The following is a 13210-nucleotide window of genomic DNA, read 5'->3' as shown; positions in this document are numbered from 1 at the left end:
ACTGTTGAGATGCGGTTCATTTTTTAAGGTAAATTTTTCTACTTAACCAACGCTTCTATTCTACTTTTCCACCTTCAACAACGAGGTCATCTGCTTTTGCAGCATCACCGTAGGTTGGGTGAAGAGTCTTTTCATAAGCTTTGTGGAAGAAGTTTTCCTTGCCCAATTTTTCAATGTCTTTATTGATGAAATCAAGCAACTCTTTGTTTCCTTTTTGGACTGCTGGCGCGATAGTATCTGGGTCACCAAGCGAAGTAATTCCCACTTCATATCCTTTATTTTCAAGAGCCCAAGCTAGAACTTCAGTATTGTCAGTCGAGAAGGCATCTCCACGTCCATCCAAAAGAGCTTGGTAGGCATCACTGTATTGGTCATATTTTTGAAGTTTGACTTCTGGATGATTTTTCTCAAAGTATGTTTCAGCGGTAGTTCCTTTGGTTACAATCAAGGTCTTGCCTTCAAGCTGTTTAACATCTGTGATGACACCTTTCTTAGGAGACACAACACCCAGTGAAACCTTCATATAGGGAAGGGCAAAGTCAACTTGTTTCTTACGTTCGTCTGTGACGGTAAAGTTAGCAAGGGTGATGTCCACCTTGTTAGAAATCAAGTATTCCGCACGGTTGGCAGCATCAACAGAGACGTATTTTACTTTGACGCCGAGGTCTTTAGCCAGCTGATTTCCCAGTTCGATGTCATAACCTTGGTAAGAACCGTCGTTGTCTACATAACCAAAAGGTTTCTTATCTCCAAATACAGCAATTCGAAGTTCACCACTTTTTTTGATTTCCTCAATAGTGCGAGCTTTGGCAGTAGTTTTGCCAGATGAGGAAGTAGCATTTCCGCCTGAGCCACAAGCTGTGACAAAGATAAGGGCAAAGGCAAGTGCAAAAAGAGTTAAGAGGGGTTTGAGTAGTTTCATAAGAATCTCCTTTATAAATATGAGCCAAACTGGCTAAAGTCAAAAACGTTTAAAAATTCTTGTGCTCGTTTGGTTTGTGGATTGGTAAAGAAGGACTGAGCCGTTCCTTCTTCGGCAATCTTCCCTTGGTCGAGGAAGATAATCCGGTCCGCAATGGCTTGAGCAAACTGCATTTCGTGGGTCACCAAGATCATGGTACGACCTTCTTGAGCTAGGTCGTTGATGAGTTCGAGGACCTCACGCACCATTTCTGGATCAAGCGAAGCCGTCACCTCGTCAAAGAGGATAATTTCTGGATGCATGAGCAGGGCACGGACAATGGCAACCCGTTGTTTCTGACCACCAGATAATTGGCGAGCGAAACTGTGTTTTTTATCGAGCAGTCCGACGCGTTCCAATAATTGTAGGGCTTCTTCCGTCACTTCTTTCTTATCCCGTCCTTGTGCTTTGATAGGACCTAAGATAAGGTTCTGCAAAACGTCCAGATGGGGAAAGAGTTCGTAACTTTGAAAGACCATGCCAATCTTTTGACGAACCAAGTGAAAGTCTTTCTGGTTTCCAATAATGGACTGGCCATCCAGAAGAATATCTCCACCCTGAATGGTTTCCAAGCCATTGAGACAGCGAAGGAGGGTGCTTTTCCCACAACCAGATGGTCCTAGAATAACCACTACTTCCCCTTTTTTGATTTCTAGGGAAAGTCCTTGGAGGATGGGATTGTCTCCGAAGGATTTTTTTAGATCCTTGATTTCTAATATGGTATCAGACATTTAGTTCCTCCAGTGTTTTTCTAAGTGAGTGGATAATTTGGAAATAGGGAAGCAAACTGCGAAATACAGAACCAGTATGGTGCCGTAAATCCAAAAGGATGCTGTTGGAATGGTCAAACGATTGCTATCGATGATTTGCTGTCCCACCTTTGTAACTTCAACGACTCCAATCAAAACAACCAGAGAAGTCGTTTTGATCATCCGAGTGACGAGATTGATGGCCTGCGGAAGTAGTCTTCTCAAGACCTGTGGAATGATGATGTGGTAGTAAAGTTGGAAATTCGTTAAGCCCAGCGCCTGTCCGCTTTCAAACTGATGTTTAGGAAGGGAAGTGATGGCTCCACGAACCAAATCTCCCATCTCAGCCGTTCCCCAGAGGGTAAAAACGATAACAGCGGAAGTTTCTCCCGATATATTGATATTAAAGTTTCGAGCTAAGCCGAAATAAACAATGAAGAGCAACACCAGTTGGGGCATGATGCGGATAAATTCTAGATAAAAGCGTGTCAGGAAGCGAACGACTCTAGAATGAGAGGTCATGATGATTCCCATGACCGTACCGAAAATCATAGACAAGAGGACAGAGAGGATGGAAATACCAATCGTGACTCCCAATCCCTGTAAAATCCGCAGGAGATTATTTCCCTGAAAGAGTACTTGTATTCCCGAATCCTGCATGGCGGAGCCTCCTTTCTATCCAACTAAAAAGCAACGATATAGGTAGGAGCATGATAAGATAGGCCACTACCAACATAGCCAGTGCAATGTCTGTCTCATAGTAAAGTCCGATCAAGTCCTTGGCGACATACATGAGGTCAGCTAGGGCAACTACCGAAAAGACAGAGGTTTCCTTGATTAGGAAAATCACATTAGCACTGAAGGACGGCAGAGCAACTGCTGCGGCTTGTGGAAGAACCACGTAACGAAAGACCTGCAGTGGTGTCAGACCAATAGCTAAGCCAATCTCATGCTGAGTTTGACTAACTGCTTCTAGCCCGCTTCGGAAGGATTCCGCCATATAAGACCCACCTAAGAAGATGAGCCCCAGCGTTGCACAGACCTCCGAGGAAAGGACAATCCCTATTCGGGGAAGCCCGAAGTAGAGAAAGAAGAGTTGAATCAAAAGAGGCGTATTTCGAGACAATTCAATATAAGCTGTGGCTAGCTGTGCCAAAACAGGGATGCGATAATATCGGATGATACTAACAAGTAAACCAACTAGAAAAGCTCCTAAAATGCCCCAAACTGCGATATGCAGGGTTAGAAAAAATGCCTTTTGATATAAGGGTAGATATTGTTCAACAATGGACCAATCCAAAAAGAGAACCTCCCATCAAGGAATAATACAGCTATTGTAGCACTAAAAGACATGTTTGGATAATATGTATTTTCTATCACAATGATAGAAAATATTTATCATGCCAACTACAATCTGAAACTTCCAGACAAAATTTTTGAAAATGACATGAAAAAGAGTTAAGATGTTCCTGTAAATCAAAAAAGTAAACGTTTACTTTTATCAAGGAGGACATTTTATGTCATACAAAACAAGTAATGCCGAAGGACCTGTGGATTTTATTAATACCTATGATCTGGAGCCCATGGCGCAGCAAGTCATTCCTAAAGCTGCTTTTGGCTACATCGCGAGTGGAGCTGAGGACACGTTCACTTTACGCGAGAACATTCGAGCTTTTAATCATAAACTCATTGTTCCTCATACACTCTGTGATGTGGAAAATCCAAGCACTGAGATTGAATTTGCTGGAGAAAAACTATCTTCACCAATCATCATGGCGCCTGTCGCAGCCCATAAATTAGCAAATGAGCAAGGGGAAGTGGCTACTGCGCGTGGTGTACACGAGTTTGGCTCTCTTTATACAACCAGCTCCTACTCTACAGTTGATCTTCCAGAAATTTCTCAAGCCCTTCAAGGGACACCGCACTGGTTCCAATTTTACTTCAGTAAAGATGATGGGATTAACCGCCATATCATGGATCGTGTCAAGGCAGAAGGCTACACAGCCATTGTCTTAACTGCGGATGCGACTGTAGGTGGCAATCGTGAAGTTGATAAGCGTAATGGTTTTGTCTTCCCAGTTGGCATGCCTATCGTTGAAGAATACTTACCAGAAGGTGCTGGTAAGTCCATGGACTTTGTCTACAAATCAGCTAAGCAACGCTTGTCGCCACGAGATGTAGAATTTATCGCCGAATACTCAGGTCTGCCTGTGTATGTCAAAGGCCCTCAATGCCGTGAGGACGTTGAACGTTCGCTTGCTGCAGGAGCTTCTGGTATCTGGGTAACCAACCACGGTGGCCGCCAAATCGACGGTGGACCAGCTGCCTTTGACTCGCTTCAAGAAGTCGCTGAAGCAGTTGATAAACGTGTACCAATTGTCTTTGACTCTGGTGTTCGTCGCGGTCAGCACGTCTTTAAAGCCTTGGCTTCAGGAGCAGACTTGGTAGCTATTGGTCGCCCTGTTATTTATGGCCTAGCCCTTGGTGGTAGCGTCGGTGTTCGCCAAGTCTTTGAGCACCTAAATGCCGAATTAAAAACCGTCATGCAACTATCTGGAACTCAAACCATCGAAGATGTCAAACACTTCAAACTACGTCACAACCCATACAACCCAACCTTCCCAGTTGACCCTCGTGATTTGAAATTGTATTGATAAATAAAACAGATTAAAATAAAAACCACACCCCAAAAGTTAGACTTAAAATCTAACGATTGGGGTGTGGTTATTTATCAGAATGCATCTAAGTTGGCTCTATGACAGGGATTGGTCAAACCTTCTGGTAAGTTTGACTTGTTTCTCTAATATTTATTTCTTACTTTCTATTAGACCTTTTCTTGCTCTAGTGGGACGACGACTAGGGTCTTGCCAAGGCTTGCTAATACTTTCAATACCGTATCCAATTGAGGGTTGGTCTTTCCTGTCTCCATTCGAGCGATGACAGGTTGACTGACCCCACTGAGTTCTTCAAGCTTCTTTTGACTAATGCCTTTTTCATGTCTGGCCTCGATCAGCTCTGTCATAATCGCTACTCGCAGATCACTTTCTAGGATTTCTTCCTTGGTGAAAAGCTCTGCTCTCACTTCTTTCCAATTACTACCGATGGCACTATTCCTCATCTTTTAGCCCTCTTTCTTTCAAATCTTGCAACTCTCGTTTGGCCTTCTCAATCTCCCGTCTAGGTGTCTTCTGCGTCTTTTTGACAAAGTGGTGCAGCAAGACAAAGCTTCCATCTATCCAAGCCACAAACAAAATCCGATCCCGTAATGGTCGTAATTCCCAAATCTCTGCCTCTAGATGCTTGATGTAGGGCTCACCAGCACGAGTTCCCTGTTGACTCAAGAGCTCGATATAGTCATTGAGCTTGTTGAGTTTAATCCGGCTATCCTTGCTGTTGAGTCTAGCCAGCTCCTTCATATAGTCCAAAACTGGTTGATTCCCATGTTTATCTTTATAAAAATAAATAGTGTGCACAAAGCATCCTCTTTTTGAATTTATTATAACTCAAAAGCTATTGAAAGTAAATACTTTTAAGTTATCAAATACTGATAAGCCCCTTTTGAAATATTCAAAAGGGACTCATTTATATGATTCGAAAATAGCGCCCTTATTGGTGCCAATGAGGACAGTTTTTATCTTTGTGAGAACTAATAAGATTAGCAAGGTTAGCGAAATAGACAACTATGCTTTATAACCATATTTTATCAATACTTTTGTTTTAAACCTATGATAAAAAATCATAACTTCCGATTCGGTATAACTGCAATAGCAATACCCTTAGAATCTTCAAAAGAACCTATAAAACTAATTCTTCTTTTCAAGAAACTATAGTCTCTTGAGAGACCCTCATCTAGCACTTGTTTTTGACGACAAATAAGCGAGGGGCGTTGGGTCTTATAAATAGAAATGAAAAGAGGGTTCGAGGCCTAGGTCACTATAAAACTTCATTAAAGACTAATAACTAAGATATCAAGTAGCTTGATTTCAATTAAAAAGATGTCCGTCTATCGATTAAAAATCCACTCCATCTGGATTAGGTGCTCCGCCTTCCAAACCACTGATATTTTTGAGAATTTCCAGGTCAGCTGGACTCAGTTCGATGTCAAAGCAATCCAGATTGCTAGCAATCCGACTTGGAGTGACTGATTTAGGCAGGGGCAGGAAGCCTTCTTGTAAGCTCCAAGCTAGAGCAATTTGGGCAATGGTCTTGCCATACTTATCTGCTATCGCCTGCACAGCTGGATTTTGAAAGAGTTCGCCCTGGCCAAATGGTCCCCAAGCTTCAAGTAGGATATCATGGGCACGGCAGAAGTCCACCGCCTCTGTCTGATAGACACCTGGCGCTAGGCGGATTTGATTGACAGCCGGAATGATGCGCGCTGTTTCCAGCAGAGCCTCTAGGTGGTGAGGCAGGAAATTGCTGACGCCGATCGCTCGGATCTTACCAGCTTGATAAAGGTCTTCCATAGCCCGCCAAACTTCTGCATTGCGCTTTTGCCAAGCTCCATCTTCTCGTAAAGGCTTAGGATTTGGCCAGTGGATAAGGTAGAGATCCAGATAATCCAACCCCAACCGCTCCATAGAGCTGTCAAAGGCTGCCATGGCCTCTTCATAAGTATGCTTGCTATTCCAGAGCTTGGTGGTGATGAAGAGCTCCTCACGCGGAATGCCGCTGTCTTTAATTGCCCGACCGACACTCTCTTCATTCTTATAGATAGCTGCTGTATCAATGTGGCGATAGCCAGCCTTAAGGGCAGCCAAGACTGCCTGATAAGCCTCTTCTCCGTCCTGAGCCTTCCAAGTACCAAAGCCCAAGACTGGGATCTTGACGCCATTGTTAAGTGTATAATTTTTCATATCTGTTCTCCTTATTTTTTCTTTCTTTTGGCTAATTTTGGCTTAAAGATATTTTCCTTGGTTGGAGCCATACCTCGGCTGAAAAAGCTGTAAATGATAAAGGCCAGCCCAGCAATAAATATCAAGAAACGATGCAGTAGCAGTCCAAAGAAGAGGAACACCAAGCCCATTCCCATAAATTTATAATCAATCTTTTTCATCCTGTCCTCCTCGTCTGTGATAACCCTATTATAACATCTTCTCTTTCATTGAGAAAGCCCTACCATCTGTTAAGAAAAATATCTCAGAGACTTTTTAATTGCGCCAACCATTCTAGCTTTGCCTAAGTCCCTCTAGCAAATCCTAGGGAAAAGTCAGTAACTCCACATTAAAAAGGACAGGTTACCCCATCCTTTCTAAAAATATAAGGAGACTCAATTAAAGAACACTGGAGGCAGCTTCAAAGCGCTTTTCGCCATCCAGATAAGTAGCAACCAGCTCCAAATCCTTGTCCAGAACGATAAAGTCAGCATCGTAGCCTTCCTTGATCTGGCCACAGACATCGTCGATGTGGACGGATTTTGCTGGGATAAGACTGGCCATCATGACTGCTTGATGAGGGTTAGCAATACCCCACTCAACCACATTTTTCAGACCATCCTTGAGCTGTAAGATAGATCCTGCCAAGTTGCCAGTCGATTTGAGACGAGCTGTGCCATTGGCTACCACCACTGGAAATTCCCCCAGCATATAGTCGCCGTCTTCCAGCCCACCTGCAGTCATACAGTCTGTGATGAGGGCTACATGTTCATGGCCCTTTTGCTTGAGCAAAATATCACAGGCCTTGGGATCTACATGGTGACCATCACAAATCAGCTCTGCATAGGTGTGGGGCAACTCGTACATAGCTCCAACCATGCCTAGCTCCCGGTGGGTCAAGCCTCGCATACCATTGTAGGCATGCACCCAGACACTAGCTCCTGCTTCTACTGCCGCCTTAGCTTCATCATAGGTCGCATCAGAGTGCCCCAGAGCAACTGTCACACCTTCATCAGTGATGGTGCGGACAAATTCTTCCACGCCCTCACGCTCAGGTGCCAAAGCAATCTTATTTAACAGACCATTGGCTGCCTTTTTCCAAGCACGAAATTCATCCATACGAGGATCCTTCATGTAGGCTGGGTTTTGGGCACCCTTGTACTTTTCAGTGAAGTAAGGCCCTTCAAAGTATAGACCACGAATCTTAGCACCACTTGCTTCTTGATAGCGCGCACCGATATTTTCTGTCACAGCTAGGAGTTGCTCGTAAGATGATGTCAGCGTGGTCGGCAGGAAACTGGTCACCCCAGTCGTCAAAAGTCCTTCGCTCATGGTATGAAGGGTACCTTCGATGTTATTGTCCATGACATCGACCCCACCAAAACCATGGATATGGGTATCCACCAGACCCGGTGCGACAGAGTAGCCTGTGTAATCCACCACTTCCGCATCCGCAGGGACTTCCTGTACTAATTTTCCAAATTTTCCATCAATCACTTCCAAAAATCCACCCTTGCGAATTCCTTGAGGATAGAAGAACTGATCGGCTTTTATATATTTAGGCATCTGACTGCCTCCCCTTGTTCTATTTCTATTGACTCTATTATAACGCTTTCTATTTTATTTGTAAATGGTCTATACCTCTTTTTTGAAAAAATTTATTATATTATTTAAATCAAGAAAAGAGAGTGGAACAGAAATCGGTAATTCGTTAGAATTCGATTTCGTCGTTCCACCTCCGCACAGTTGAGTAGGACTGTAAAAGCTGATGAAATCAGCGTAGTAGAGCCCACTCAACCACTGCGCCTTGCTCGACAATCCAAAGACAATTGAGAGGCTAGGACTTTTGTCCCAGCCTCTTTCTGTTTTAAATTTGTTCCATCTGTACTTTCTCAGCCAAATTCATGGCGTGGTCAGCAACTCTGGTATAGTGGGAAATAATATCGATGAAGTTGACCCCAGCCTGAGGTGTACATTCTCCCTTGTTGAGACGGGCAATGTGAGTCTTGCGCAAGCTGCGTTCTAGCTTGTCAATAGCTGCATGCTTGGCTTCTAAAGTGTTGGCCAATTCCACATCATTTGTTTCCACAGAAGTCAAAGCTTCTTTGATAAAGTCCAAGGTCAGTTGATAAATGTTTTCCAACTCTGCTAAGGCAGCTGGTGAAAATTCCACTTTCTTACGGTGCAAGTAGTCTGTCAAATTCAGCAAAGCTTCTGAGTGGTCACCGATTCTCTCCAAATCACGACTAGAGTCCAGAATGCTGGTCAAGACTTCACTCTCTTTTGGATTGAGCTGCTGACCAGATAGGACAATCAGGTAGCGAGTCAATTCATCATCAATGGCATTGATGGCTTCCTCAGTCTTATGGCCCTTCTCAGCTGATTTTTCTTCGTAGTTAATAATATAATCATAGGCCAATTCGAAAGATTTAGCCGCGTAGCCACCCAAGTGAAGGAGTTCCTTTTTAGCATTTCCCAAAGCCAATGATGGCGCTTGGTCAATCAAGATCGTATCAAGGTAGAGAGATTCGTATTTAACAGTTTCATCTTCACCCGGAATCAGCTTGGTAACCAAATAAGCTAAGAGGCCGATAAAAGGAAACTGGATAATGGTATTGGTAATATTAAAGGTTCCATGGGCAAAGGCAATCGTCATTTCTGGTGACAAATGCAAGGCTGTCTGAAACCACTGAATCAGTGATGTGAAAGGTAGCAGGAAGATCATACAGATGACTGTTCCCACAACGTTAAAGGCCACATGGGCTCCAGCGACACGCTTGGCTGCGATATTAGCCCCCAAGGAAGCAATGATCGCTGTAATCGTCGTTCCGATATTGTCACCAAAGAGGACTGGTAAAGCTCCTTGTAGATCAATGAGATTACTGGCATAGAGATTTTGCAGAATCCCAATGGTCGCCGAAGATGCTTGAATGAGCAGGGTCAAGCCCGTTCCGACAAAGACACCTAAGACTGGATTTTTGCTCAGCTGAACCATATAGTCTCGAAAGACTTGCAAGTCTTTGAGAGGCTCCATGGCTCCGCTCATGAGATTGAGGGCAAAAAAGATCCCGCCGACACCAAAGAGGATGCGCCCGACATTGTTCACTGAGCGATTCTTTGTGAAAAAGAGGCAAACCGCACCGACAAAGAGCAAGGGCAGGGCGTAATCACCCAACTTAAAACCAATGATGAAGGAAGTCACGGTCGTACCAATATTGGCCCCCATGACAATCCCGATAGCCTGACGCAGGGTCAACAGCCCCGCACTCACCAGACCAACTGTGATCACTGTCACACCTGAACTAGACTGGATCAGGGCTGTCATTCCAATCCCAACTAGCACACCTAAAAAAGGATTGCTTGTGTATTTATCAATGAAATAGCGCAGACGGTCTCCCGCTGCCTGCTGCAAGCCGTCTCCCATCATACGAATACTGTATAGGAACAGCCCCAAGCCTCCTAAAAAGCTAAATATAATTTCTTGCCAATTAATGGACATTTCTTTTCCTCCGAAAAATAAATAGCGGATAATCTCCTATACTATTTTAAAACATCCAGCCTAATCTCACAAGCCTTTTCTGAAAAAGAATCGAATTATTTTTGCTAATTTTAAAACTTTTATTTTCTTCATACTCAAGAGCAAACTAGAACAGGCGGCAAGGCCCTCTCACCACAATAAAAGACAAGCAGGAAGAGCTAAATTTCAAAATATTTAGCTTCATTCACCGCTTTCTAGGATCAGGCTCAAAACATCTAAATTGCCCAGTTTATCTTTTATCTCAGCATAACTCACATTCTATACATGCAAAGAGCAAAAATCCCAGATAGCCATAGGCTATCTGGGATTTACGTTCCATCGCTAAAGTGCTGGTATCATTTTAGCTAGGTTTTAAGATTAGTCTTCCAAATTGACATCAGATGCGGATTCTTTCTTCTTTTTGTTCTTGAGAAAGGCTGATGCCCAAGTTGCTATTCCCAATCCAAGAGCTGCTAATGGATTATTGGCAGTTCCTGTATTTGGTAAAGCTTTAGCATTTGGAGTAACCTTAACTTTTTCTGGTTGTGCAGGCTGTGGCTTAGGTGCTTGAGAATGATTTGTAGCACTAGATACAGATGCACTTTCAAACAGACTAGTAGAGATGCTTGCGCTATCACTCAGTGACACACTTGCGGATGTGCTCAATGAAGCAGAGACACTCATGCTCAAGTAAGCACTTGCTGAAAGTGAATCGTCAGCAATAGCATGACTGGCACTGATTGATCCTGAAATGCTTGCACTTGTACTCAATGAAATAGAGATAGACTGACTATCACTTACAGAAGCTGAAGTACTTGCACTTACAGATGCTAGGTAGCTTGGCAAGTTAAACTCTGGCTTAGACTCGCTGGTTGGATCACCCTTACTATAGCTGAATGAGTTTGACTCCTGTGACATACTTGTACTCAAGCTGCTTGAAAGGCTATTGCTAAGTGATGTAGAGGTACTTACACTTACGCTTGCTGAATCTGACGCACTGACTGAAGCCGATACGCTGGTGCTTAAGCTTGCGCTTGATGATAGAGATTCGCTTACGCTCAGTGATGCCAAATCATTTTCACTTGCAAGAGCTGACGCACTAGCGCTCAATGACACTGAAGTGCTCTCGTTCGCTGAGACGGATTGACTACTGCTTACAGAAGACGATGCGCTCTCGCTTGCTGAGATTGAAGCACTTAGACTAGTACTCAAGCTACTTGAAAGGCTATCACTAAGCGATGTAGATGTACTTACACTTACGCTTGCTGAATCTGACGCACTGAGTGAGGCACTGAGGCTCGTGCTCAGGCTGGTGCTTGTTGAATCTGAGGCACTAATTGAGGCACTGAGGCTCGTACTCAAGCTGGTGCTTGCTGAATCTGAAGCGCTAATTGAGGCACTGAGGCTCGTGCTCAGGCTTGTGCTTGCTGAGTCTGACGCGCTGAGTGAGGCACTGAGACTCGTACTCAAACTTGTGCTTGCTGAATCAGAAGCGCTAATTGAGGCACTTAGACTTGTGCTTGCTGAATCTGAAGCACTAATTGAGGCACTTAGACTTGTGCTCAGGCTAGTGCTTGTTGAAACTGATTGATTCAAGCTCATTGACGCTGAGGCACTTACGCTTGCTGAAACTGATTGACTCAAGCTCATTGACGCTGAAGCTGACTCGCTTGTTGAGACAGACTGGCTTGCGCTCAATGAAGCTGAGGCACTTGCACTTGTTGAAACTGATTGACTCAGGCTCAATGACGCTGAAGCTGAGGCACTTGCTGAGACTGACTGGCTCAAGCTTACTGATGCTGAAGCACTTACGCTTGCTGATACAGACTGGCTGGTGCTCAATGAGGTTGAAGCTGAGGCACTTGCTGAGACTGACTGGCTCAAGCTCATTGACGCTGAGGCACTTGTGCTTACTGATACAGACTGGCTGGTGCTCAATGACGTTGAAGCTGAGGCACTTGCTGAGACTGACTGGCTCAAGCTTACTGATGCTGAAGCACTTGCACTTGCTGAAACGGACTGGCTCAAGCTCATTGACGCTGAAGCTGACTCGCTTGTTGAAACTGATTGGCTCAAGCTCATTGACGCTGAAGCTGACTCACTTGTTGAGACAGACTGGCTCAAGCTCAATGATGCTGAAGCGCTTGTGCTTGCTGATACAGACTGGCTCAAGCTCAATGAGGTTGAGGCACTTGCACTTGTTGAAACTGATTGACTCAAGCTCAACGAAGCTGAGGCACTTGCTGAGACTGACTGGCTCAAGCTTACTGATGCTGAAGCACTTGCACTTACTGAGACTGACTGGCTTGCGCTCATTGACGCTGAAGCAGACTCGCTTGTTGAAACTGACTGGCTCAGACTTACTGATGCTGAGGCACTTGCGCTTAATGAGACAGATTGACTCAAGCTCAGTGACGCTGAGGCACTGTTGCTCACTGAGACAGATTGACTCAAACTCAACGAAGCTGAAGCACTGGCACTTACTGAGACTGACTGGCTCAAGCTCAATGACGTTGAAGCTGATTCACTTGTTGAAACTGACTGGCTGGTGCTCAATGAGGTTGAAGCTGATTCACTTGCTGAAACGGATTGACTCAGGCTTACTGATGCTGAGGCACTTGCACTCACTGAGACTGACTGGCTACCGCTCAATGACGTTGAAGCTGATTCACTTGTTGAGACTGATTGACTCAAGCTCATTGACGCTGAAGCACTGGCACTTACTGATACAGACTGGCTTGCGCTCATTGAGGTTGAAGCTGATTCACTTGTTGAAACTGACTGGCTCAAGCTCAATGATGCTGAAGCACTTGCACTTGTTGAAGCCGATTGACTCAAGCTCAACAAAGCTGAAGCACTGGCACTTACTGAGACTGACTGGCTCAAGCTCAATGACGTTGAAGCTGATTCACTTGTTGAAACTGACTGGCTGGTGCTCAATGAGGCTGAAGCTGATTCACTTGCTGAAACGGATTGACTCAGGCTTACGGATGCTGAAGCACTTGCACTTACTGAGACAGATTGGCTTGCGCTCACTGACGCAGAGGTGCTCGCACTTACTGAGACAGATTGGCTTGTGCTCACTGACGCAGATGTGCTTGCACTTGTT

12 protein-coding genes are annotated in these 13210 nt (G+C 44.5%); 1 reads left to right on the top strand and 11 read right to left on the bottom strand.

The annotated features are described in order from the left end of the window. Positions 1-55: 55 nt before the first annotated feature. Genes FZ941_RS04945 through FZ941_RS04930 form a run of 4 tightly spaced genes read right to left on the bottom strand, consistent with a single transcriptional unit; the run spans position 56 to position 3010 of the window. Entirely contained in the window at positions 56-922 is an 867-nt protein-coding gene (locus FZ941_RS04945) for a cysteine ABC transporter substrate-binding protein (protein WP_125372023.1), read from the bottom strand. A gap of 11 nt (positions 923-933) precedes the next feature. Next, on the bottom strand, positions 934-1692 hold the full coding sequence (locus tag FZ941_RS04940; protein WP_005591017.1) for an amino acid ABC transporter ATP-binding protein: 759 nt from the start codon (positions 1690-1692) through the stop codon (positions 934-936). Beyond that, entirely contained in the window at positions 1693-2370 is a 678-nt protein-coding gene (locus tag FZ941_RS04935) for an amino acid ABC transporter permease (RefSeq protein ID WP_005592385.1), read from the bottom strand. It lies immediately after the preceding gene. Further along, positions 2330-3010 (bottom strand): amino acid ABC transporter permease, encoded by a 681-nt coding sequence (locus FZ941_RS04930; protein WP_148887063.1) that lies wholly within the window; start codon positions 3008-3010, stop codon positions 2330-2332. Before FZ941_RS04930 ends, FZ941_RS04935 begins: the two co-directional genes overlap by 41 nt. A 217-nt stretch (positions 3011-3227) precedes the next feature. Here FZ941_RS04930 and lctO point away from each other — a divergent pair, with 217 nt between their 5' ends. Next, a complete protein-coding gene (gene lctO / locus FZ941_RS04925) occupies positions 3228-4364 on the top strand; it encodes an L-lactate oxidase (RefSeq protein WP_148887062.1) in 1137 nt (378 codons plus the stop codon). A 170-nt stretch (positions 4365-4534) separates the two neighbouring features. Here the strand turns inward: lctO and FZ941_RS04920 are convergent, their stop codons facing one another. The 7 genes from FZ941_RS04920 to FZ941_RS04885 all read right to left on the bottom strand — a co-directional run. Continuing rightward, positions 4535-4828: a helix-turn-helix domain-containing protein gene (locus FZ941_RS04920; RefSeq protein WP_148887061.1), complete on the bottom strand. Its 294-nt coding sequence runs from the start codon at positions 4826-4828 to the stop codon at positions 4535-4537. Next, complete coding sequence (locus tag FZ941_RS04915; protein WP_148887060.1) at positions 4818-5183, bottom strand: type II toxin-antitoxin system RelE/ParE family toxin; 366 nt, start codon at positions 5181-5183, stop codon at positions 4818-4820. The genes FZ941_RS04920 and FZ941_RS04915 overlap by 11 nt, the downstream gene beginning before the upstream one ends. A gap of 537 nt (positions 5184-5720) precedes the next feature. Then, entirely contained in the window at positions 5721-6566 is an 846-nt protein-coding gene (locus FZ941_RS04910) for an aldo/keto reductase (protein WP_148887059.1), read from the bottom strand. An 11-nt stretch (positions 6567-6577) separates the two neighbouring features. Beyond that, the gene (locus FZ941_RS04905; RefSeq protein ID WP_005591029.1) at positions 6578-6766 is read right to left on the bottom strand and encodes a hypothetical protein; all 189 of its coding nucleotides are present in this window, start codon (positions 6764-6766) and stop codon (positions 6578-6580) included. A 217-nt stretch (positions 6767-6983) separates the two neighbouring features. Beyond that, positions 6984-8150: an N-acetylglucosamine-6-phosphate deacetylase gene (nagA, locus tag FZ941_RS04900; RefSeq protein ID WP_148887058.1), complete on the bottom strand. Its 1167-nt coding sequence runs from the start codon at positions 8148-8150 to the stop codon at positions 6984-6986. Positions 8151-8451: 301 nt separating this feature from the next. Next, positions 8452-10083 (bottom strand): Na/Pi cotransporter family protein, encoded by a 1632-nt coding sequence (locus FZ941_RS04890; protein WP_148887057.1) that lies wholly within the window; start codon positions 10081-10083, stop codon positions 8452-8454. Between the two features lie 396 nt (positions 10084-10479). Next, positions 10480-13210: LPXTG cell wall anchor domain-containing protein (locus tag FZ941_RS04885; RefSeq protein ID WP_148887056.1), on the bottom strand; the 2731-nt coding region annotated here is incomplete at its 5' end.

This window comes from Streptococcus sp. Marseille-P6264 (assembly GCF_902460355.1).
Taxonomy (GTDB): Bacteria; Bacillota; Bacilli; order Lactobacillales; family Streptococcaceae; genus Streptococcus.
This window is presented reverse-complemented; position numbering and strand designations above follow the sequence as displayed.

Bases quoted from the DNA above. Each gene is read 5' to 3' on its own strand.
- FZ941_RS04945 (WP_125372023.1), bottom strand. From the start codon at position 922: ATGAAACTACTCAAACCCCTCTTAACTCTTTTTGCACTTGCCTTTGCC.
- FZ941_RS04940 (WP_005591017.1), bottom strand. From the start codon at position 1,692: ATGTCTGATACCATATTAGAAATCAAGGATCTAAAAAAATCCTTCGGA.
- FZ941_RS04935 (WP_005592385.1), bottom strand. From the start codon at position 2,370: ATGCAGGATTCGGGAATACAAGTACTCTTTCAGGGAAATAATCTCCTG.
- lctO (WP_148887062.1), top strand. From the start codon at position 3,228: ATGTCATACAAAACAAGTAATGCCGAAGGACCTGTGGATTTTATTAAT.
- FZ941_RS04920 (WP_148887061.1), bottom strand. From the start codon at position 4,828: ATGAGGAATAGTGCCATCGGTAGTAATTGGAAAGAAGTGAGAGCAGAG.
- FZ941_RS04910 (WP_148887059.1), bottom strand. From the start codon at position 6,566: ATGAAAAATTATACACTTAACAATGGCGTCAAGATCCCAGTCTTGGGC.
- FZ941_RS04905 (WP_005591029.1), bottom strand. From the start codon at position 6,766: ATGAAAAAGATTGATTATAAATTTATGGGAATGGGCTTGGTGTTCCTC.
- nagA (WP_148887058.1), bottom strand. From the start codon at position 8,150: ATGCCTAAATATATAAAAGCCGATCAGTTCTTCTATCCTCAAGGAATT.
- FZ941_RS04890 (WP_148887057.1), bottom strand. From the start codon at position 10,083: ATGTCCATTAATTGGCAAGAAATTATATTTAGCTTTTTAGGAGGCTTG.